Here is a 21,562-nt window from a genome sequence, read left to right on the forward strand (position 1 = left end):
GACCTAAAGGCTGGTTTTGTGCTATAATGAAGCTAACTGTAAATAGAAAGAAGTGATACTATGAAATTTTCAGAATTGGAGTATCAGAGACCTGATCTAGACCTTCTGAAAGAAGATTTTTTTAATCAAATTTCACTGATTGAAAAGGCAGAAGAGGCGGAAGTTGCCCTCAAAGCCACCAAACATATTCAAGAAATCCAAAATACTTTAGGGACCTTATCAACCTTGGTGAGCATCCGTAACAGCATCAATACCAAGGATAGCTTCTACGAAGAAGAAACAGCCTTCTGGGATGAGCACTTCCCAATTATTGGTGAATGGGATACGGCTTACTATCGGGCTGTCCTAGGCTCTAAGTGGCGGAGTGAATTAGAAAACTACCTACCAGAGACCTTCTTCCCAATGGCTGAGAACAGCCTCAAGGTCTTCAGTCCTGAGATTATTCCTTTGTTGCAACAAGAGAACAAGCTTAGCACCGAATACAGCAAGCTTCAAGCTTCTGCTGAGATTGAGTTCCAAGGTCAAACCTACAACTTGCCAGGTATGGCTAAGTTTTCCCAAGATCCTGACCGGGAGGTCCGTCGTCAAGCTTCTGAACTAGTCAGTGCCTTCTACAATGAGCATGAAGCTGAATTTGATCGTATTTATGATCAATTAGTCAAGGTTCGCGACCAAATCGCTAAGACCTTAGGCTTCAAGGACTTCGTTGAAGTAGGTTACTTGCGTATGAACCGCTTAGACTATAACCGTCAACAAGTAGAAGTTTATCGCCAAGAAATCTTGGAGCACGTGGTGCCTGTGGTAAACAAACTCTACCAACGTCAAGCAGATCGTTTAGGCTTAGAAAGCCTCAAGCCTTACGACTTGGAGTATAAATTCAAGACTGGTAATGCTATGCCTCAAGGGACGCCAGAAGAAATTTTGGCTGCTGGGGTTAAGATGTACCATGAACTTTCGCCAGAAACAGGTGAGTTTATTGACTTTATGGTTGATCGCGAGCTCTTAGACTTGGTAACCAAACCAGGTAAGGCTAGCGGGGGTTACTGTACCTACTTGCCAGATTATGAAGCACCCTTTATTTTCTCTAACTTCAATGGGACGGCTGCTGACGTCGATGTCTTGACCCACGAAGCAGGGCACGCCTTCCAAGTCTTCCAATCCCGTTGGATCCAAACGCCAGAATGTGTCTGGCCAACCTTTGAATCTTGTGAGATTCACTCTATGTCCATGGAATTCCTGGCTTGGCCTTGGATGGAACTCTTCTTCGGCTCACAAACCCTCAAATACAAATTTACCCATTTATCTGGTGGCTTAATCTTCTTGCCATATGGGGTTTTAGTGGACCACTTTCAACATGAAGTCTACGAACACCCTGAAATGACACCAGCTGAGCGCCGTGCGACATGGCGTCGTTTGGAGCGTCAATATGTGCCTTGGAAAGAGTATGAAGCAGACTCCTTCTTAGATCGCGGAGGCTTCTGGTTCCGTCAGGGGCATATTTTCGCCAGCCCATTCTATTACATCGACTATACCTTGGCTCAAGTCTGCGCCTTCCAATTCTGGAAACGAAGCCAGATTGACGATGACCCAAGTGTATGGACCGATTACCTCAATATTTGTCGGACCGGTGGGACCAAGTCCTTCCTTAAGATTGTGGCAGAAGCTAATCTTAAATCACCATTTGAACCAGGTAGCCTAGTAGAAACGGTGCAAGCCATTGAACAATATCTAGACGATATTCCGGAATCAGCCTTCCAAGCCTAGTCGCTAGAAAGGTGGTTCTCCAATGGAACAATCGCAAGATCGGCAGATCAGTCGTCAGGTCCTTAACCTATCTTGGCCCATTTTACTTGAGGTCACCTTTACCTCCTTGTTCGGGATGGTTAATATGGTGGTCTTGGGCCAGTATGCGGGCGGACTCTATCCGGTCGATGTCAATGTAACGGCTGTGGGGCTGTCCAACCAACCTTTCTTCTTTATCCTTGCTGTCGTGCAGGCGCTAGGGGTAGGGGGGACAACCTTAATTGCCCGTGCCTATGGCGCTAGAGAGCTCCATCGACTGGGTCGTATTCTTAAGCACAACCTCATGTTGGGTTTGGCTTTATCGACCTTCTTTGTGGCCTCTGTCCTAATTTTCCAGAAAGCCATGATGGATTTTTTGGGAGCAGATGCCCTGACTCAAGAAGCAGGCTTAATCTACTATCGCTTGGTTATGATTGGCCTCTGGTTTAACTGTTTGGCAGCCCTCCTATCCTCATCTATTCGAGGGGTAGGGGAGACTCAAATCCCTATGCGGGTTAATGTCATAGCCAATGCCATTAATGTGACCTTGGCCTTTAGTTTGGTAAATGGTTATTTTGGACTGCCAGAACTTGGCATTACAGGAGCGGGGATTGCTACCTTGGTGGCCAATGTCTGCTCGGGCTTGGGCTTGCTCTTTTACATTTCTAGTGGCCGGTCAGCCATCCAGGTTGATTGGTTCAAGGATTGGAAATTGGAAGCCAGCACCTTTGCTGCTATTTTCCGCTTTGGGATTCCGTCGGCGGGTGAACAAGTCCTGCTGCGTTCTAGTTTGATTCTTTATACTAAGATTGTGGCTTCACTGGGAACGGTCGTGATGGCAGCCCATCAGATTGCCCTTAATATCTTATCCTTTTCCATTACACCTGGTATGGCCTTGGGGATTGCGGCCTCGACCTTAGTGGGCCAATCCTTAGGTGCGGGGGATGTGGCCTTAGCTGATGCTTATGGCCGTAAGACAGCCAGATTCGGCCTCTACTTTGGCTTAGCCATGAGTGCCGTCTTCTTTCTAGGACGGGATGTCTTGGGCCAGATTTACACCCAACAAGCGGATGTTGTTAGCTTGGTCGCGATTCCACTTATCTGTATGGCGATTCTCACGCCTTTCCAATTGGTTCAATTAGTTCAAGTGGGGGCCTTGCGTGGGGTGGGGGATACCCTCTTTCCTATGCTGTCCACGGGCTTCTCGGTCTTCTGTATCCGGGTCTGCCTGTCCTATATCTTGGTCAACTATGCTAACTGGGGTTTGGCAGGTGCTTGGATAGCCGTAATTGGCGACCAAACCATTCGTTCCTTCCTCATTACCTGGCGCTATGGTCAGGGTAAATGGAAAACGATTCAAGTCTAATAATTAAGAGAAAGGGATGGCCACAATGATTCGAGTTGGCACCATCGGGACCTCTCAGATTACAGAGCGCTTCTTAGAAGCCCTCAGTCTGCTACCAGAGGTTTATGAGCTCCACGGCGTCTATTCGCGCCAAAAGAATAAGGCTAAGGATTTAGCCCAGCGCTTTGGTGCGACCTATTACTGTGATGATTTGGCTGAATTCTGGGCGGATCCTGAACTGGACTTGGTTTATATAGCCAGTCCCAATGGGGTCCATTTTGAACAGACCAAACGGGCCATCCAGGCTGGCAAACATGTCATGGTTGAAAAGCCAATGTTTGCTAATGTGGATCAGTGGCAGGAGGCCCATACCTTGGCCCGAGCCCATGGCGTCTTACTCTTTGAGGCTGTCCTCCACATCCACAACCCTAACTATAAACGGCTTAAGCAACTGGTGGCCAACAAGCGCCAAGATGCTAAGCAGCCTTTCCTAGGGGCTAATTTTATTCTAGGACAGTACTCTAGTCGCTATCCGGACTATTTGGATAGTCAGGCTCAGGGCTTGGAGCCGCCTAATATCTTCAATCCGGCTATGGCAGGAGGTAGCTTGATGGACTTGGGGGTCTACCCCATCTATGTCATCGTGGATCTCTTCGGTATGCCCCAGCGCCTTAAGTATTCAGCTGTTCAAGGAGCCAATGGGGTGGACCTCTTTGGTAATGCTATTCTCTATTATGACCAGTTTCAGGTCAGTCTCCTAGTTTCTAAGGCGGTACATTCCACACAAGCCAGTGAAATCTATCTGGATAATGAGGTCATCGCCATTCAGGATATTACCCGTATTCGGACGGTCAGCCTGGCCAATAGCCAGGGGCAGACAGCAGTCATCAGTCAATATCAGCCTAAGCACGATATGGTGGGAGAACTCGAAGCCTTCGGCCAAGTCTTGCGAGGCTATCGCGGCCTAGAAGAAAAGAGCCCAGCTAATGAACTTTATCGCCACTGGACCCTCTTAAGTTATCAGGTGGCCCAAGTCATGCAAGCCATGCGACAATCGGCCCAACTCGCCTTTCCTTTTGAGGGAGAGGCCTATCAAGAAAGTGAGGTAAGCCTCTGATGTCAGAGACTCTAGAACTTGCTCCAGCCCTTGCCCAGGAATGGCAGGCTGCGGGCTATCAACAAGCCACTGCGATTCAAAAGCTCATCATGGGGCCTTTAGCGCAAGGCCAATCCCTGGTGGCTATTTCGCCTACGGGGAGTGGTAAGACCTTGGCCTATCTCTTACCAGTCTTAGGACAACTGCAAGCCGGTCAGGGGCTACAGGCCTTGATTTTGGCGCCATCACAAGAACTGGCCAAGCAAATTGCAGGCGTGGCCCAAACTTGGGGAGGTCATTTGGATTTAAAAGTCCAATTAGTGGTAGGGGGCGCCAACTTTAAGCGTCAGCAGGAGGCCCTTAAGGCTAAGCCAGAAATCATCGTGGCAACGCCAGGTCGCTTCTTAGAATTAGCTAACCAAACCCGTAAACTCAAGGTCCACCAGGTTCGTTACTTGATTTTGGACGAAGCAGATTATTTACTGCAAGACGAGCATGAAGGGGCCATTCACCAGATTAGAAAGTCCCTTATGCGGGATGTGACAGTAGCTTGGATTAGTGCTACCTATGGTCAGCCTTTGGTTGATTTGGTGGCATCTGGCATTCCCCTCTATCAGGTAGAGAGCGACCAGGTCAGCCAGTCTGGGCAAGTGGACCATGTCTATGTCCTGACCCATGACCGGCAAAAGGTCCAACAACTCAAGCGTCTGGCCCAAGTAGCAGATATGCAAGCCTTGGTCTTCTTTGAACAGGTGCATGACCTAGAAACTGTGGCGGCTAAATTAGTCTTTCAAGGCATTAAGGTGGCAGTCATGCATGGCCAACTGTCTAAGCAGGAGCGGGAGCGGGCCTTCCGCCTAGTCCAGCAAGGTAAGGTGACATACTTGCTGACGACTGATATGGCGGCGCGGGGCTTAGATATTCCCGACCTACCTTATATCATCCACTATAACCGAGTGGATAGCCTGGATACCTATGTTCACCGCTCAGGCCGTACAGGCCGTATGGGTAAATCCGGGACGGTTCTGTCTTTAGTTAATGAACAGGAATTACGCGATCTAGAAAGGCTCTTAGCAGCCAGCCCTTACCAACTGTCAGAGCGCATTACCTTCAAGGGTCAATTAGTCGGGCCCCAAGAACGCGCTGGCCAGCAAGACCAAGAAGGGGAAGAGAGACCAAAGCCAAAGCCTAAGACAGGAGCCAAACCAGCCCGCAAAGCTAAGGCAGCTGCCGTGACCAAGCCTAAGAAGAAAAAAGACCGGCATCGCGACAGTAAGAACAAGGGTAAAAGAAAAGCAAAAGCATAGAAAGTGAGTGTGTAAGATGATTGGAGCAATTGAATTAGGCGGTACAAAATGTGTCTGCGCTGTCTTCGAAATGGATGGTACTTTGATTGAACGTTTGAGTGTCCCAACTGAGACGCCATCTGAATCCATGCCAAGCATGATTAACTTCTTCAAGAAATATAATGGGATTAAGGCCTTTGGTTTTGGTTCTTTCGGCCCAATCGGGGCTAACCCTAATGGCAAGGACTATGGTTATATCACCAATACGCCTAAACTACCATGGCAACACTTCGACTTTTTGGGTGCTTTCAAGAAGGAATTTGATGTGCCAATGGCTTGGACCACTGACGTCAACGCGGCAGCCTACGGTGAAATGAAGCAGGGGGCCGCTCGCGGCGTAGAAAACTGCATGTATATCACTATCGGGACCGGTGTGGGTGCTGGGGTTGTAGTCGGGGGCAAGATTATTAGCGGTTTTGCCCATCCTGAAGCAGGTCACATCAGCCTCAAACGTCATCCAGAGGACCACTATGAAGGTAAATGTCCTTTCCACCACGACTGCTTAGAAGGCATGGCTGCTGGGCCAGCGATTGAAGCACGTTGGGGTAAGAAGGGGATTGAACTCAGCAATGAGATGGAAGTCTGGAACTTAGAAGCCTACTACATTGCTCAAGCACTTTACAACTACTATTTGATTTTGAGTACTGAACGCTTTATCTTGGGTGGCGGGGTTATGAAGCAACGCCAACTCTTCCCAATGATTCGCGAACATTTGGTAGCCCTTAACAACAACTATGTGACCTTACCAGAATTAGAAGGTTTCATCGTGCCACCTGCTTTGGAAGATAATGCCGGCATTACCGGCTGTTACGAATTGGCTAAAGAACTCTTAGAAGCCAAGTAAAGCACTTAAGACATAAAAAAAGCTAGGACTTGAGGTCCTAGCTTTTTATTATTTAGTATCTTGATCTTGGTCAGAAGAATCTTGTGATGGCTGGTCATTTTGAGCAGTGTGATCTTGAGGGTTTGCATCTGCGGTTTCCTCATCGTCTCCATCTTGTCCTTGAGCATGATGCTCTTGTCTGGCTTCTTGGATTAAGGACATGAAGCGTTCATTCATTTCTTCAGGACTTAGCTTATTGGCATCTTCTTGTAAGTCCTGCATCCCTTCCTTGAAAGCTTGACTATTGAAAGCCGAGAAGAGACTCATCATAAAACGCTGTTGGGCGTAATAAATGAAGGCCACTGTATAGAGGGCCAAGAAGACAAAGAAGACAAATCCTAGAGGCATAATGATTTGTAAGAGGCCATAGATAAGGAAGGGAACAAAGGTCACTTGAATAACTAGGCGCATAGTCTGACTAAAGAGTTTGAAAGACTTGGACCGTAAGGTAGTGAAGTGAGCCAAGTAAGAAATAAGTAGGACTACAAACCAATAGAGTAACCAGGAGATAATCCAAGCCATAATGACAAGGGACAGATAAAAGATCCAGCGGTAATTTTCAATAGAGTTTAAAGTTTGGCTAGCGACCTGCTTGTTAAAGTTGGCCTTGTAGAGGTCCGTAATTTGCATCATACGTCCGGCAACTTGGCCGAAAGCCCGATCCTTGAAGAGGAAGAAACTAGCCACGGATTTAGTAGACAGGCGGCTGGCAATATCCGTTGGAATAGTAGGTTGGTCTTGGGGCCCGCTAACCGTTACGGTATCATCAACAACTAATTGGAAGGACTGAGATTGGAAGTAGACAGGCTTTTGGTCTTGGGCGAGCTCTAGCTTACCGTCAACAGTATGGAAATCCGGCAGGTTAGATGAGCTGGCTTTGACATCGTCAAAGAGTTGATTGAGTGGCTTGAAGATCACCAGGATAGAGGTCACGGTCAGCCAGAGGATAATCAGCCGGCTAAGACGACGGAAGAATTTAAAGGGTACCTTGGAAAGCCCGAAGATTTGTTGGGGCATTCGCAAGGAGGAAAAGATAATGGCGATTAATTGTTTCAATGTGGTCATCCTTTATATTGATCTAGAAATTGCTTTATACAGGCTTAGTTTACCGAAAGCCACACCATATTGCAAGCCAAGCTACCTGAAGGGCCTAGGACTAAGGAAGTTTGTAAAATAATTTCAAGAAAGGCTTTACAAAAAGGATAAGCCTGTGGTATCCTAGAAAAGTAAGAAAAATGAAAGAAAGGAGTACGTGTCATGATCTTAGTAGCTAAAACCAAACAAACCAAACAACACCCACTCCTTTTAGACGTCATGCTATAAAGTGCCTTACTAGGCCTTATAGCCAATAATATAGAAGATGATAAGACGCTAAGTTGGAGTGGCAAGGACCAGGACTAGATTCTGTGCCTTGTACTGTCCATCTTAGGGTCTTTTTTGTGCGTCTATTAGGGGACTTTTACCTATCGATCTATATTAAGGGGGATTTTTATGTTAGCTGCCATGTGGCAATTTATTAAACGTTATCCGATAACTTACCTGATTATTCTGCTTTCCATTATTGCCAACTATATCTTGTGGGTCATTCCTACGCGCGTGACTCAGGCCATTATTGATGCCATGGCCGACCACTCGCTGACGGGGCAGAGTCTGGCACTCTTCATTGGCATTATCTTGGTGGTGTCGGTGGCTCAATACACATCTGAATATCTATGGATGAGTCGACTCTTTAGTCAATCGGCATTCTATATCAAGGAAGTCAAGCTCAATCTCTACCAGAAGATCATCAGCATGCGGATTCAATTTTTTGAGAAGTTCCGTTCAGGCGACATGATGACTCGCTTTACTTCTGATGTTAGGGGAATTGAGGATTTTATGGGCTATGGCTTAATGGGCTTTCTCTTATCCGCGGGTACCTACTTTATCATTATTCCCATTATGCTATCTATTTCTTGGAAGGTGACCCTCTTAGCTCTTATTCCTTCTAGTCTCATCCTGCTTCCTCTTGTAATCTTAACGCGTCGACAAGAAGAAGCCGTGACGCAACAACGCGATGCGGTTGCTTCCCTTAGTAATGAGGTCTTAGAGGTCATAGAAGGCATTCGAGTGACGCGCGCTTACGGTAACAAACAAGAATCCAGTCAACGTTTCCAGGCAAAAACGCGCGATTTAGCCAGCAAGGCTATCCGGATTATCTACTACCAAGCGGCGTTTGGGCGCCTATCCATTACCATTATGTCCCTGACTGCGGCCTTAGTCATTGGCGTAGGGGGACTGGAAATGGCGGCAGGGCATTTGACCTTGGGCCAAATTATTGCTTTGCAACTCTATTCACTTTCACTGGCTGAACCGCTCTGGTCCTTAACCGATTTGATTGTTGTCTATCAAAATGCCAAAGTCAGCCATGGTAAGATCCAAGAATTATTGGAAGCTAGCGATGATTTGGCCAGTCAAGGGACTCAAAGGCTAAGTGACCTAGAGGAGCTGAGCCTAGCTGATTATAGTTTCCGCTATCAAGGAGCTTCTGAAGACAGTCTCCGTCACATTCATCTGCGTCTTAAGAAAGGCCAGACCCTGGGGATTGTCGGTAAGACAGGCAGCGGCAAGACCACCCTGGTTCGCCAATTCCTATGCCAGTATCCCATTGGCCAGGGAGAATTCTTAGTCAACAACCGACCAATCAGTGATTTTAATCGTCACGATATGGAAAAGCTGATTGGTTATGTACCGCAAGAACACTTACTCTTTTCACGTACCGTAAGGGAGAATATTCTCTTGGGTAATCCTTCTGCCAGTCAGAAACAAGTGGATGTTGCGGTGGCCATTGCAGCCTTTAGCCAAGACTTAGAACGTATGTCGGAGGGCTATGACACGCTGATTGGTGAGAAAGGGGTGGCCATATCAGGCGGTCAGAAACAACGTATCTCCATCGCCCGCGCCATGATTAAGGAACCAGAGCTCCTGATTTTAGATGATGCCTTATCGGCAGTTGATGCGCGGACTGAACGTATTATTATTGAAAATATCCAAACTCTACGAGCCGGTAAGACCAATATTATTACTACTCATCGCTTATCAGCTGTGGAGCATGCCGATTGGATTGTGGTCCTAGACCAAGGCCGCATTGTAGAAGAAGGGCGCGCAGAAGATCTCATGGCCCTAGGCGGTTGGTATGCTGAACAAGCATGGCGGCAACGCCTAAATGAAGAAGTCTCAGAAGAGGAGGTGATGGCATGAGTATCCCATTAAGATTATTTAAATTGGTCAAAGTAGAGTGGCGTCTATTCCTCCTAGGCCTAGTGCTCTTGGGCGGGGGGACCATTATTCAAAACTATGCCCCCTTAGAAATTCAAAGAGTCATTGACCAGGTGCTCACGCCTGTCTTCAATCAGGGCAAGGAACTGGATAGGGCAGCTATGTTGCAACATCTGGGCTTCTATGTAGGTTTGATTGCCTTAGCTTCGATTATCGGCTATTTTGCTAGTATTATCTTAATGTCATGTGCCAACCGTATAGTGGAATACATCCGCAATAAGGCCTTCGACGTCATGCAGAATCTGCCAGTCTCATATTTTGATGATAAGCCTGCCGGCAAGATTTCCTCTCGCATTATTAATGACACGGAGACCCTGAGAAGTAACTTCTACGGCGGTATTTTGTCTCAAGCCTTCCTTAGTTTGGCTCAGGTAATCATTATTTATGTCTTTATCTTTAGCTTGAACTGGTATATCGGCTTGGCCCTTTTACTGCTTTTACCACTCTTTTATTGCTGGTATGTGCTCTACAGCCGCCAAGTCTCTCAGGCTATGAAGGTTTTCTTCGAAGCTCAGAGTGAGGTCAATTCCCAGGTCAATGAAACCATGAACGGTAGCGTCATGATTCAGCTTTCGCAAATAGAAGCCAGCTTCAAATCTCGTTTCCAGACAATCGTAGAGCAGATGTACCAAGCAGCTCTAAAATGGATTCGCGTGGACTCCACAGTCTCTTGGAGTTTGGGTGAATTGCTCAACCGGTCCTTTATTGCCTTGATTTTGGCTGTGGTGGGTTATCAATTCTTGGGGCAGACTCTGGCTATAACCGTCGGCCAGCTCTTTATCTACATCAACTACTTGGACCGACTCTTCATGAACCTCAATAACTTTGTCCGGCAATTCTCCCAGATTCAACAATCGGTGGCGACTGGCCAACGGGTCCTGGAATTACTGGACGTGGAGCAGGAAGTGGAGGTAGACCGAGACTTAGTAGTGACGCAAGGTCAAGTCGAGTTCAAGCATGTTCACTTTGCCTATGTACCGGGCCAGCCCGTCTTGAAAGATCTTAATCTGCTAGCTCAACCAGGTCAGACCATTGCACTGGTAGGGCATACGGGGTCAGGTAAGAGTTCTATGATTAATCTCTTGTTCCGCTTCTATGACCCTCAAGAAGGCCAGATTCTCATTGATGGCCAAGCCATTGGCGACTATTCCCGTGAGAGTGTCCGCAAGGAAATGGGGATTGTGCTTCAAGACCCTTATCTCTTCACCGGCACTATTGCTTCTAATGTGACCATGGGGAATGAGGCTATTGATGATGCGGCTGTCTGGCAAGCCCTTGAGCGGGTTGGGGCCAAGGACATGGTCAGTCGCCTGCCTCAAGGCATTCAGGCTCCCGTCTTTGAAAAAGGGGCTACCTATTCCAGTGGCGAACGCCAACTGATTAGTTTTGCCCGAACACTGGCTGCGGATCCTAAGATTTTGATTCTGGATGAGGCAACCTCCCATATCGATACGGAAACGGAGGAAATCATCCAACATGCCATGAAGGTCGTGAGCCAGGGGCGGACCACCTTTATCATTGCCCACCGTCTGTCGACTATTCAAGACGCTGATTTAATTTTGGTCTTACATGAAGGCCAGATTGTGGAACGCGGCAATCACCAAGCCTTGCTGGCCCAAGACGGACGCTATGCTGAAATGTACCGCATGCAGCTACAACAAGCCAATGGCTAGTAGCAGTGAAAAGGAGGCTTATGATGAGTAACTTGTATCTTAAGGAGATTAGTCCAGCTGATTATCCGGCCCTAGCAGCCTATCGTCAGGTCTATCTCAATCGTCAATTAGTCGCCCATGGCTGTGGTGACCTTGAAAACTATGACGATATGGCGGCTTGGCATCAAAGACAAGTGGCCATGACCAAACGTGAGACGCTGCCCCAGGGCTATGCGCCAGCCAAAATATGGTTAGTGATGGAGCCGGCCACTCAGGATGGTGCCAGTGATCGCTTGGTTGGTCTAAGTAATTTACGGCTTGAATTAACGGATTATTTACGTCAGTTCGGTGGTCATGTCGGTTACTCCATCGCGCCCGATTGCTGGGGCCAGGGCTATGGCACCCAACTTTTGGCCTTAACCCTAGATAAGGCCCGTCAAGAAGGGCTCCAGAGACTACTGATTACCTGTGACAAGACCAATCTAGGTTCGGCACGCGTCATTGAGAAGAATGGCGGGCTTTTGGAAAATCTGGTGACAGAACCAGATGGCAATCTCTTGTGTCGTTATTGGATTGACTTATAGCTACTACTAAGCGGGAGCCTGTCTCCCGCTTTTTGAGCATTATAGAAGGGATTTTGAACCAAATGGTGTAGTATAGAAGGGTAGAGATTATAAGGAGGTATTTGCATGACTGCAAACTATGATTTAATTGTGATTGGTGGCGGTAGTGGCGGTGTGGCGACAGCCAATCGCGCGGCTATGTACGGTGCCAAGGTAGCCTTGATAGAAGGCAAACGCTTAGGTGGAACCTGTGTCAACGAAGGCTGTGTGCCTAAGAAAATCACTTGGTATGCGGCTCATATGGCCGATGTTATGAACCAAGTAGGGCCAGGCTATGGTTTCCAAGATGTTCACTATCAATTTAACTACCAGGAATTTGTTAAGGCTCGTGATACTTATGTGGCCAATGCCCGCGCTAGCTATGAACGTGGTTTATTAAATAATGGCATTGATTACATCAAGGGCTATGCTAAATTCGTCGATAATCATACGGTTCAAGTTAACGGTCAGACCTATTCTGCACGTTACTTTATGATTGCCACAGGTGGCCGTCCAGCGGTGCCACAAGTGCCAGGCCACGAGCTCTTGGATACATCTGATTCCTTCTTCGAATGGCAAGACCTGCCTCAATCCGTTGCCGTTGTGGGGGCTGGCTATATTGCGGTAGAGTTGGCCGGTGTCTTACACGCTTTGGGGGTAGAGTCTCACTTAGTAGTCCGCTATGACCGCCCATTACGTAAATTTGATTCCATGCTTAGCCAAGCCTTGTTGGACACTATGGCCGATCATGGCCCAACTTTACACGCTCATACCCAGTTCGACGAATATCGTCGTCGCCAGGATGGCAAGATTGAATGCTTGTCTCAAGGTCAAGTAGTCTTAGTAGTGGATCGGGTCATTGCTGCTATTGGTCGGGCCCTTAATTCCGACGCCCTTGGCTTGGAAAATACCGATATTCAAGTCAATGAGCGAGGTATTATCCAAGTTAATGACCAACATCAGACAGCCGTGCCACATATTTATGCAGTAGGGGATGTAATCGGTCGCCCAGCCTTGACGCCGGTCGCTATCCGCGCGGGCCGTCATGTGGCAGAGTACCTCTTCAATGGGGCAGCCTCAGCCGCCATTGATTACAGCCAAATTCCAACAGTTGTCTTCTCCCACCCGGCTATCGCCACAGTGGGTTACACTCAAGAAGAAGCAGAAGCTAAATTCGGAGCAGAAAATCTTAAAGTCTATACTAGCCAGTTCAACTCCATGTATCAACGGGCTGCCGGACTCAATGTTCCTTCTAAGTTTAAGTTGGTCTGCCATGGCCCTGAAGAGAAGATTGTCGGCCTTCACGCCATTGGCGAAGGGGTAGACGAAATGCTGCAAGGCTTTGCGGTGGCCATTAAGATGGGGGCGACCAAGGCTGACTTCGATGCCACCATCGCCATTCACCCAACCGGTTCGGAAGAGTTTGTTACCATGCGTTAAGACTTGAGCTGGAGGCGAGATAATGGTAATATCTTTATTAGTTGGCGTCTTCCTGGGCTGGCTCATGGCCTTACTCTACCATGAGCTACCTGAAAGCAGAAGTCGCTTCATGGTAGCCGGCTTAATTGGTGCCTGGATTGGTAATTATTTTTGGTTCAAGCTAGGGCCTGCCATCTACGGATTCGCGCCTATCCCAAGCTTCTTGGGGGCAGGGCTCTTCCTAGGTCTAGCCTGGTTACTGGTTAATTTAACGGTCTCAAGTAAGCAATAAAGAGGTGTATCGATGGTTCAAACCCGCTTTTCTAAGTTTTTCCCACGTCAAGAAATCGTCCACAAGCAGGGGATTGTTGAGCCCCAGCGCATGATTCGTTATGCTCTTATCACTTCTGGCGCCCATGACCAAGTGGTTCGGACCCAACTCAACTATGCCTTTGTCAGTGAGACCCAGTCTTGGATTGTCACCCAGTACCGTTTGGAGCTAGTTGATTGCTATCAAGGACAGGATGACCTAAGAGTTGAAACCTTGCTCTGCGAAGCCAACCGTTTCTTCTGTAATCGCCGCTTCCGCTTCTATGAAGGAGATCGGCTGCTGGCCATTGTAGAAGCCCAATATGTCATCTTGGACTTGGATAAGCGCCGGATTGTGCGCTTACCAATTGAGTCTTTCCAAGAGGCCAATTTGGTCATAGAAGAAGAAGAGCCGGCTCATTTTGATCCGGTAAAATGGGAAGGAGACCAAGTTCAAGAAAGTAAGACGTCGCCTTTAGCCATTACGCCAGAGGTCATCGACGAAAATGGCCATGTTAACAATCTGGTCTATATTGGCTGGGCCCTAGACCAATTAGCTAGTCAAGCGCCATACTCTAGTTGCTATATCAAGTACGGCAGTGAACTCCTGCCTAGCGACCAAGTGGAGATTCGAAGCCAGCTGGTCCCTCTGAACGACCAAGAGTGGGTAACCGACCATCAAATTTATAATCTAAGTAAGGATAAAGTTGCCTGTCTGGTTCAGTTTGTCTGGAATCAGCCGGTTGACTTAGCCTAAGAAGGAGTGTATCTAATCCATGATTACCTTAAAATCACCGCGTGAAATCGATGCTATGGCTAAGTCCGGCGAGATTTTGGCGGGTATTCATGTCCAGTTGCGTGACTTTATTAAACCAGGTCTAACAACAGCTCAAGTAGACAAGTTTGTTCAAGACAAGATTGAAGCTGCTGGGGCAGTAGCCGCTCAAATTGGCTACGAAGGTTATAAATACGCGACTTGTACCAGTGTCAATGACGAAATCTGTCATGGTTTTCCATCCAATTATGTGCTTAAAGATGGCGATATCGTCAAAGTAGACTTCTGTGTGGATTTAGCAGGGGCTATTTCAGATTCTTGCTGGACCTATGCCGTTGGTCAGGTCAGCCCTGAGAATCAAGCCCTTATGGAAGTAACCAAGGAAGCACTCTATAAGGGGATTGAAGCGGCTCAAGTCGGCAATCGCATTGGAGACATCGGCCACGCTATTCAAACTTATGCTGAAGCTAAGGGTTACGGGGTAGTCCGTGACTTTATCGGCCACGGCATTGGTCCAACCATCCATGAAGAACCAGGTATCCCACATTACGGGACCAAGGGCAAGGGCTTGCGCCTCAAGGAAGGCATGACTATCACCATTGAGCCAATGATTACGACTGGCACTTGGCAAATGAAGATGGATAATAATGGTTGGACGGCACGTACCCGAGACGGGGGCAATTGTGCCCAGTATGAGCACTCCTTAGTTATTACTAAGGAAGGGCCGCGCATTCTGACCCAACAAGTGCCTGAAGGCTAGCTTGCTGGTTTAGGGGCTTAATAGATATTTGGAAAGAGGGGATTAATTTCTCCTCTTTTTTGCTTAGATAAGTCGGGCTCAATCATGCTATTTAAGGGATTTTATGCTATAATAGTAAGTGATAAACATTTTTACTAATTGATGAAGGAGGGGACCCTATGGCGCCGAAGAAAAAGACGACCACCAAGAAAAAAACAGGCTCAAGACCTGGTAAGAAGACCCAAGCAAGTCGTCAGCACCATGCCCTAAATCTCTCTGAACATACCACCTATTTGATTCTGGGAATTATGATAAGTTTTGTATCTCTACTAGGTCTCTTTCAATGGGGGGCGCTAGGCGCTCTAATTGTCAATGGCTTCCGACTGCTAGTAGGGGAGACCTATGCGCTGCTACTAGCGCCTATCTTGCCCTTAGGCCTTTATATGCTAGTCAAAGGCCAACTCTTTGTGGTCCGTCTCCAGCATTTTCTAGGTGGCGCCATGACCTTGACGGCTCTAACTAGTCTACTGCATGTCAACCAATTTATCGGTCAGGAACCACTGCCACAGTCTATATTCTCTATGACCTATCAAATTTTCCGCAATGAAGTCTTGATGGGCCAAGTCCGCGTCCCAATGGGGGGCGGTATGCTGGGGGCGATAACTTATGCGACCTTTGGTTACCTCTTTGGTAAATGGGGCACCTACTTGCTGGTTGTTATCCTCTTCCTAGCAGGATTCTCCCTCTTGCTCAATCTGCCATGGCAAGCTTGGCAGGGCTTGTTTGCCCGTATAAGGACAGGTATTCAAGGTCTCAGCCGGCGCCTCTTCCCTCCAAGTCATGGGATAGAGGAAGAGCCAGCTAAACAAGTGTTCTATTCAGAAGATGATGTAGAAGCCGCTCCACAAGCTCCAAAGAGATCTTCGAGTCGGAAATTATCACTATCTGAGCGTTTCTTTGGCTTTGTCGAAGAGGAAGATCAAGAGCCGGGATTAGAGGATGCGGATCACAATCTGCCTAATCGCCTCAGACGCCGTCCACTAGCCAACTGGGATGAGGAGGAGACTAGTAGATCTCAGGCCCCTGTCTTAGATTTAGATTATCTAGAAGGCCAAGACGCCCAAGAAGACACGGTGCCGATCGTTATAGCCAACGCGCATCAAACGGAGGCGGACTGGGAGTCAGAAGACAATATCTTCGATATAGAGCCAGCTCCAGTATCAGACTTAGCGTCGGTCGAGCCAGAACTTGAACCAAGTAAGTCACCAGCGCTCGCACCAGATGCTGCTGCCGGCCATTGGCAGGCCCAAGCTCATGAGCGCGCTGACTTAACGCGGGATGACTTGGACAGCCAATTAGATCAAATGGCGGAACAAGAAGGGCCTCATACGCCAGTGGTCACCAAGAAACCGCGGGCTCATAAACCTTATCAATTGCCTGGTAAGAACTTACTTAAGAAAATACCGCCTGTTGACCAATCGGAAGAATACGCCCGTATTAATGAGAACATCGCCAAGTTAGAGCGGACCTTCGAAAGTTTCGGCGTTCAGGCCAAGGTAGTCAAGGCTAACTTAGGCCCGTCTGTTACCAAGTATGAAATTCAGCCAGCCATCGGGGTTAAGGTCAGCAAGATTGTCTCCTTATCTGATGATATTGCCTTGGCACTGGCGGCTCGCGATGTCCGTATGGAAGCCCCAATTCCGGGCAAGTCCTTAATTGGGATTGAAGTACCCAACACCCAGGTTAGTCCAGTTTCCTTCTGGGAAATCATTGATGCAGCTCTAGAAAGCAAGCACATTTTGGAAGTTCCACTTGGACGCGACATTTCGGGTGTGGTCTGCTTGGCTGACTTGAGCAAAATGCCTCACTTGCTGATTGCCGGGGCGACGGGTTCCGGGAAGTCGGTTGGGATGAACGTCATCATCACCTCCTTGCTTATGAAGGCTAAGCCAGATGAAGTTAAATTCCTCATGATTGACCCTAAGAAGGTTGAATTAACCATGTATGATGGGGTGCCTCATTTGTTGGCGCCAGTTGTGACCAATCCACGTAAGGCTGCCCAAGCCCTCAACAAAGTGGTCCAGGAAATGGAACGACGCTATGAACTTTTTGCGGCGACGGGTGTGCGGAACATTGATGGTTATAATGAACAAGTAGACAACTACAACAAAGAGCAGGGGACTGGCTATGAAGCCATGCCTAAGATTGTCGTCTTCATTGACGAGTTGGCCGACCTCATGATGGTAGCCAGCAATGAAGTGGAATCGGCCATTATTCGTCTGGCCCAAATGGCGCGGGCGGCCGGCATCCACATGATTATTGCCACCCAACGGCCATCGGTCGATGTCATTACCGGGATTATCAAGGCCAATGTGCCGTCCCGTTTGGCCTTTGCTGTCTCCTCAAGTATTGATTCCCGGACTATCTTGGATAGTAACGGGGCGGAGAAATTGCTAGGCCGTGGGGACATGCTCTTCCAGCCTATGGGCAAGAACAAGCCTGTTCGGGTCCAAGGGGCCTATATTTCTGACTCTGAAGTTGAGAAGATTACGGAATTTGTTAAGAATCAACAGGAAGCAGAGTATGATGAAACCATGATGGTATCCGATGATGAGACTGGTGGAGCAGCGAGCGCATCTGATGATGAATACTTTGGTGAAGCAGTTGAGCTGATTCGTGGGCTTGAGACCATCTCTATCTCGCAATTACAACGTAAATTCCGGATTGGATATAACCGGGCTGCGCGTCTAATTGATGATTTAGAAGCCCAGGGCTTTATCGGCCCACAAGACGGGTCCAAACCGCGTCAGGTTTTTGTCCAAGCGGACTAATTTGCGGTTGAAAAGGGCGCCAAAGGGCGTATACTTAAGAGTGTGTAAGTCATAAGTTTAAGGGAGGATATGTCATGTCAAAAACTATTATCATAGGGGGTTCTTTTGCTGGCTTAAGCTGTGCGCTCCAAGCCAAGCAACTCTACCCGGACATGGAAGTGCAAGTCTTCGATAGCCAAGAAACAGTGGGCTTCATTCCAAGTGGGATGAACCTAGTACTCAATCATGAGGTAGACCAATTAGAAGCGGCTAGCTTTATCTCGGAGAAAGAAGTGCGGGCGGCTGGCGTCCAACTCTATCTAGGCCATCAAGTGGTCGAAGTCGACATGAAAGCCAAGTGGTTACGTGCTAAGAATCTAAAGACCCAAGTGATTACAGACTATCCTTATGATCAACTGGTCTTGGCTATGGGTTCTAAGCAAACTGGTCATTTAGTGGCCCATCTAGACCATCCAGCCATTATTTCGACCAAGGACATTGGGTCTGCCCACCATGCCTTAGAGGTCCTAGAAGACGCTGGGCATGTGGTTGTTGTCGGTGGGGGGCAAATCGGGATTGAAGCCTGTGAAGCCCTGGTTAACGCCAATAAGCAAGTGACCTTGATTGAAGCCAATGATAGCCTGGCTGAACGTTATTTTGATGCTGATTTTGTTGAAGAAATCGAAGCCGCCATTGAAATCGTAGGTGTCGACCTACGCGTCGGGAGCAAGGTAGCTTCTGTCGAAACTGACCCGCTACGGGTTATCCTAGAAGATGGTGATGAAATCTATGCGGATGCTATCCTCATGGGGGTCAATCTCTTCCCTAATAGCAGCCTGGTGTCGGATCAAGTTGAGCTTAATCCAGACAAGACAATCTGGACCAGCCCTTACTTAGAAACCAGCGTGACCGATGTCTTTGCGGTAGGGGACCTAGTTCAAGTGCCTTATGCTGATCAAGGGCGTGACTTTATTGCCTTGGTTAATAACGCCATTCGTTCAGGTCAGATTGCAGCCTTCAACCTCAAGGAAAATCGCGTCAAGCAAGCGACTTCTCTGCGGGTCATTGGCTCCCGTATCTTCAGCCAATATGTGGTCAGTGTGGCTAAGACGGAACATGAAGCCAATGGGACCAGTGTCCAGCCTGTTCAGACTATCACAGTTACAGCTGACTACTCCTTAACGGATTCAACCCCTGTCTATCTCAAGCTCATTACTGAGGCGGAGACAGGTCGCATTCTGGGAGCCAAAATGCGCTCAGAATCTAATATTCTATCCTATGCTGACACGCTAGCCTTGGCTATCGGACAAGGCCTGACGGACCAAGAATTAGCCTTCCAAGACCGTCTCTATTATCCATTAGAGACCGTCGCCAACCCTATTATTTACCGCGCTGCCTTGGAGTCTTATGCCCAACGGGTAGCAAAATAAGCAAAAGTAAGAAAGAGGTGACCTATGACTAGGCCAACCATTGAAAGTCTCGAGCTAGCGCCTTTTATTAAGGAGGCACTCGGGGAACTGGGATTTTCCCGCCTAACGCCTGTGCAAGAGGCGGTCATTCCCTATGCCCTCAAAGGGCGCAACCTGATTGTCCAATCGCAAACGGGCTCAGGTAAGTCTCATAGTTTTTTGATTCCTATCTTCCAGCAACTAGACCCTAGTTTGGACCAAGTCCAAGTGGTGATTACGGCGCCTAGCCGGGAATTGGCTACGCAACTCTACCAAGTGGCTAAGCAACTGGCTAGCACTAGCCCAGAGCCTTTGCGGATCGTTCATTACATGGGCGGGACGGATAAGCAACGTCAAGTGGACAAGTTGCAGGCGGGCCAACCCCAAGTTGTCATTGGGACGCCTGGTCGTATCTATGACTTGATGGCTAGCCATGCCCTCCATGTTCAAACCGCCAAAATCATGGTAGTAGATGAAGCCGATATGACCATGGACCTAGGTTTCCTTCAAGTGGTCGATGATATTGCTTCACGCATGCCAGAAGATTTGCAGTTAATGGTCTTCTCTGCGACTATTCCTCAGCAGCTTGAGGTCTTCCTCAACAAGTATGTGACCAACCCTGAATTCATACAGATTGAACCTCAGGAGGTCTTAGCCAGCAAGATTGATAACTACCTGATTAATACCAAAGGGCGGGATCGCTCGGCCTTGGTCTACGATCTCTTAACCATGGGCCATCCTTTCCTAGCCTTGGTCTTCTGTAATACTAAGAAGTATGCAGCAGAATTGACCCAATACCTCAAGGAACATGGCCTCAAGGTGGCCTCCATTCACGGGGATTTAACGCCGCGAGAACGCAAACGGGTCATGCGTCAAATCAAGGACTTAGAATTCCAATATGTAGTGGCTTCTGACCTAGCTGCGCGCGGTATTGACATTCCGGGTATTTCCATGGTTATTAATACGGAATTGCCTAAGGAGCTGGAATTCTTCGTTCACCGGGTAGGGCGGACAGGCCGTAATCAACTGGCTGGGACAGCCTATACCTTCATGACACCTGATGACGACCGGGCTATTGTGGAATTAGAAGCCAAGGGCATTGAATTCCAACAGGTGGACTTAGTCAAGGGCGAAATCCGTCCTGTTCAGTCACGCCATCGCCGTGTAGAGCGGACGGATACCAAGCAGGATAAGGAAGATCCAACCGTACGGGCCATGATTAACCGAAACAAGAAGAAGAAGGTTAAGCCTGGCTACAAACGTAAGCTCAATTACCAAATTAAGGAGCACCGTCAGAAGGAAGCTCGTAAACAGAAAAGGGCAGAGCGGCGCCAAGCTAGAAAAGCTTAATCGATAGAAGGGGAGACTAACCTAGGTTAGTCTCTTTTGATATGTATATTGATTTACAATATTGTATAGATACTTAGACTCAAGCTATTAATATGACGGACTTTATTACCTAATCGTATATTCATTCTCTTTAAAGATTTCGGATTATATACTTGTTTTATTTTTCTTATCTCCCAAAATATACTAGAGTATGTAAAAATCTTTAAGTTGTGATGATTATTGATTTTGTCATTCTTATGGGAACACGAAACCGCGTTTCATTCAAGTAATTGTGAACATCTAACGAAAATTTGATATGTATAATATTGGGAAATGCGGTATAATGTCTATACAGGATGTTAGTGTCTTGCTTTAAGTGTTTCTTGGAATATTTAAAGGAGGGCAGTAGCAGCCCTTCGAACAAATTGAATCTATGTCCATATGATCCCCTTAATGAACTTTATCATAGAAGATTTAGATTTTTACTTCAAGGTGAACGTGCCGATTTTACATTGTTGATAAATCACTAAATGCTTCAAGTCAGAAGTCGTATGGGTATAGGTAATCAATTTAAACCTTCTTAGTCAGGTTAAGGACTAAGTTATCCCTTCTTACGATAGGTATCCCCTAATGCCTATTGTAGAAGTCCCCTCTTGATACGGATATGCCGAATCCGTTGCAGCCGAGTTCCCTCTCGGCTGTTTTTTTATTA

The 21,562-nt window shown here is 47.6% G+C and carries 16 protein-coding genes; 15 read left to right on the forward strand and 1 reads right to left on the reverse strand.

From position 1 onward, the window contains the following. Positions 1 to 60 precede the first annotated feature (60 nt). Genes V7R82_RS04165 through V7R82_RS04185 form a run of 5 tightly spaced genes read left to right on the forward strand, consistent with a single transcriptional unit; the run spans position 61 to position 6,413 of the window. Entirely contained in the window at positions 61 to 1,764 is a 1,704-nt protein-coding gene (locus V7R82_RS04165) for a M3 family oligoendopeptidase (RefSeq protein WP_306486408.1), read from the forward strand. A gap of 22 nt (positions 1,765 to 1,786) precedes the next feature. Then, positions 1,787 to 3,148 (forward strand): MATE family efflux transporter, encoded by a 1,362-nt coding sequence (locus V7R82_RS04170; protein WP_314211342.1) that lies wholly within the window; start codon positions 1,787 to 1,789, stop codon positions 3,146 to 3,148. A 25-nt stretch (positions 3,149 to 3,173) separates the two neighbouring features. Then, positions 3,174 to 4,244 (forward strand): Gfo/Idh/MocA family oxidoreductase, encoded by a 1,071-nt coding sequence (locus V7R82_RS04175; RefSeq protein WP_314211341.1) that lies wholly within the window; start codon positions 3,174 to 3,176, stop codon positions 4,242 to 4,244. Beyond that, entirely contained in the window at positions 4,244 to 5,530 is a 1,287-nt protein-coding gene (locus tag V7R82_RS04180) for a DEAD/DEAH box helicase (RefSeq protein ID WP_338543571.1), read from the forward strand. The genes V7R82_RS04175 and V7R82_RS04180 overlap by 1 nt, the downstream gene beginning before the upstream one ends. Before the next feature lie 16 nt (positions 5,531 to 5,546). After that, complete coding sequence (locus tag V7R82_RS04185; protein ID WP_396229580.1) at positions 5,547 to 6,413, forward strand: ROK family protein; 867 nt, start codon at positions 5,547 to 5,549, stop codon at positions 6,411 to 6,413. A gap of 48 nt (positions 6,414 to 6,461) precedes the next feature. Here the strand turns inward: V7R82_RS04185 and V7R82_RS04190 are convergent, their stop codons facing one another. After that, positions 6,462 to 7,508 (reverse strand): DUF1189 family protein, encoded by a 1,047-nt coding sequence (locus V7R82_RS04190; RefSeq protein WP_314760239.1) that lies wholly within the window; start codon positions 7,506 to 7,508, stop codon positions 6,462 to 6,464. Between the two features lie 435 nt (positions 7,509 to 7,943). On the opposite strand from V7R82_RS04190, the gene V7R82_RS04195 reads away from it, so the two are divergent. The 10 genes from V7R82_RS04195 to V7R82_RS04240 all read left to right on the forward strand — a co-directional run bounded on the left by V7R82_RS04195 (position 7,944) and on the right by V7R82_RS04240 (position 20,871). Then, positions 7,944 to 9,689 carry an ABC transporter ATP-binding protein gene (locus V7R82_RS04195; RefSeq protein ID WP_314211338.1) on the forward strand — a complete coding sequence of 582 codons (1,746 nt, stop codon included), beginning with the start codon at positions 7,944 to 7,946 and terminating at the stop codon, positions 9,687 to 9,689. After that, the gene (locus V7R82_RS04200) at positions 9,686 to 11,440 is read left to right on the forward strand and encodes an ABC transporter ATP-binding protein (RefSeq protein ID WP_303765481.1); all 1,755 of its coding nucleotides are present in this window, start codon (positions 9,686 to 9,688) and stop codon (positions 11,438 to 11,440) included. The genes V7R82_RS04195 and V7R82_RS04200 overlap by 4 nt, the downstream gene beginning before the upstream one ends. Before the next feature lie 23 nt (positions 11,441 to 11,463). Beyond that, a complete protein-coding gene (locus V7R82_RS04205) occupies positions 11,464 to 12,003 on the forward strand; it encodes a GNAT family N-acetyltransferase (protein WP_314394115.1) in 540 nt (179 codons plus the stop codon). A gap of 105 nt (positions 12,004 to 12,108) precedes the next feature. Further along, positions 12,109 to 13,461, forward strand: coding sequence for a glutathione-disulfide reductase (gene gorA / locus V7R82_RS04210; RefSeq protein ID WP_311468249.1), 1,353 nt, complete (start codon positions 12,109 to 12,111; stop codon positions 13,459 to 13,461). A gap of 22 nt (positions 13,462 to 13,483) precedes the next feature. Next, a complete protein-coding gene (locus tag V7R82_RS04215) occupies positions 13,484 to 13,732 on the forward strand; it encodes a hypothetical protein (protein WP_023391973.1) in 249 nt (82 codons plus the stop codon). Positions 13,733 to 13,744: 12 nt separating this feature from the next. Then, positions 13,745 to 14,506, forward strand: a complete 762-nt coding sequence (locus V7R82_RS04220; protein ID WP_338543577.1) for an acyl-ACP thioesterase domain-containing protein — start codon at positions 13,745 to 13,747, stop codon at positions 14,504 to 14,506. A gap of 19 nt (positions 14,507 to 14,525) precedes the next feature. Beyond that, positions 14,526 to 15,284, forward strand: coding sequence for a type I methionyl aminopeptidase (gene map, locus V7R82_RS04225; protein WP_070755060.1), 759 nt, complete (start codon positions 14,526 to 14,528; stop codon positions 15,282 to 15,284). Positions 15,285 to 15,442: 158 nt separating this feature from the next. Then, on the forward strand, positions 15,443 to 18,094 hold the full coding sequence (locus V7R82_RS04230) for an FtsK/SpoIIIE family DNA translocase (protein ID WP_338543580.1): 2,652 nt from the start codon (positions 15,443 to 15,445) through the stop codon (positions 18,092 to 18,094). 74 nt (positions 18,095 to 18,168) lie between these two features. Next, entirely contained in the window at positions 18,169 to 19,503 is a 1,335-nt protein-coding gene (locus tag V7R82_RS04235) for an FAD-dependent oxidoreductase (RefSeq protein WP_338543582.1), read from the forward strand. A gap of 24 nt (positions 19,504 to 19,527) precedes the next feature. Further along, positions 19,528 to 20,871 carry a DEAD/DEAH box helicase gene (locus V7R82_RS04240; RefSeq protein WP_338543584.1) on the forward strand — a complete coding sequence of 448 codons (1,344 nt, stop codon included), beginning with the start codon at positions 19,528 to 19,530 and terminating at the stop codon, positions 20,869 to 20,871. Positions 20,872 to 21,562: the final 691 nt, after the last annotated feature.

Origin of the sequence: Abiotrophia defectiva ATCC 49176, assembly GCF_037041345.1 — a bacterium.
In the GTDB taxonomy this organism is placed as follows: Bacteria; Bacillota; Bacilli; order Lactobacillales; family Aerococcaceae; genus Abiotrophia.

Bases quoted from the DNA above. Each gene is read 5' to 3' on its own strand.
- V7R82_RS04165 (WP_306486408.1), top strand. From the start codon at position 61: ATGAAATTTTCAGAATTGGAGTATCAGAGACCTGATCTAGACCTTCTG.
- V7R82_RS04170 (WP_314211342.1), top strand. From the start codon at position 1,787: ATGGAACAATCGCAAGATCGGCAGATCAGTCGTCAGGTCCTTAACCTA.
- V7R82_RS04175 (WP_314211341.1), top strand. From the start codon at position 3,174: ATGATTCGAGTTGGCACCATCGGGACCTCTCAGATTACAGAGCGCTTC.
- V7R82_RS04180 (WP_338543571.1), top strand. From the start codon at position 4,244: ATGTCAGAGACTCTAGAACTTGCTCCAGCCCTTGCCCAGGAATGGCAG.
- V7R82_RS04185 (WP_396229580.1), top strand. From the start codon at position 5,547: ATGATTGGAGCAATTGAATTAGGCGGTACAAAATGTGTCTGCGCTGTC.
- V7R82_RS04195 (WP_314211338.1), top strand. From the start codon at position 7,944: ATGTTAGCTGCCATGTGGCAATTTATTAAACGTTATCCGATAACTTAC.
- V7R82_RS04200 (WP_303765481.1), top strand. From the start codon at position 9,686: ATGAGTATCCCATTAAGATTATTTAAATTGGTCAAAGTAGAGTGGCGT.
- V7R82_RS04205 (WP_314394115.1), top strand. From the start codon at position 11,464: ATGAGTAACTTGTATCTTAAGGAGATTAGTCCAGCTGATTATCCGGCC.
- gorA (WP_311468249.1), top strand. From the start codon at position 12,109: ATGACTGCAAACTATGATTTAATTGTGATTGGTGGCGGTAGTGGCGGT.
- V7R82_RS04215 (WP_023391973.1), top strand. From the start codon at position 13,484: ATGGTAATATCTTTATTAGTTGGCGTCTTCCTGGGCTGGCTCATGGCC.
- V7R82_RS04220 (WP_338543577.1), top strand. From the start codon at position 13,745: ATGGTTCAAACCCGCTTTTCTAAGTTTTTCCCACGTCAAGAAATCGTC.
- map (WP_070755060.1), top strand. From the start codon at position 14,526: ATGATTACCTTAAAATCACCGCGTGAAATCGATGCTATGGCTAAGTCC.
- V7R82_RS04230 (WP_338543580.1), top strand. From the start codon at position 15,443: ATGGCGCCGAAGAAAAAGACGACCACCAAGAAAAAAACAGGCTCAAGA.
- V7R82_RS04235 (WP_338543582.1), top strand. From the start codon at position 18,169: ATGTCAAAAACTATTATCATAGGGGGTTCTTTTGCTGGCTTAAGCTGT.
- V7R82_RS04240 (WP_338543584.1), top strand. From the start codon at position 19,528: ATGACTAGGCCAACCATTGAAAGTCTCGAGCTAGCGCCTTTTATTAAG.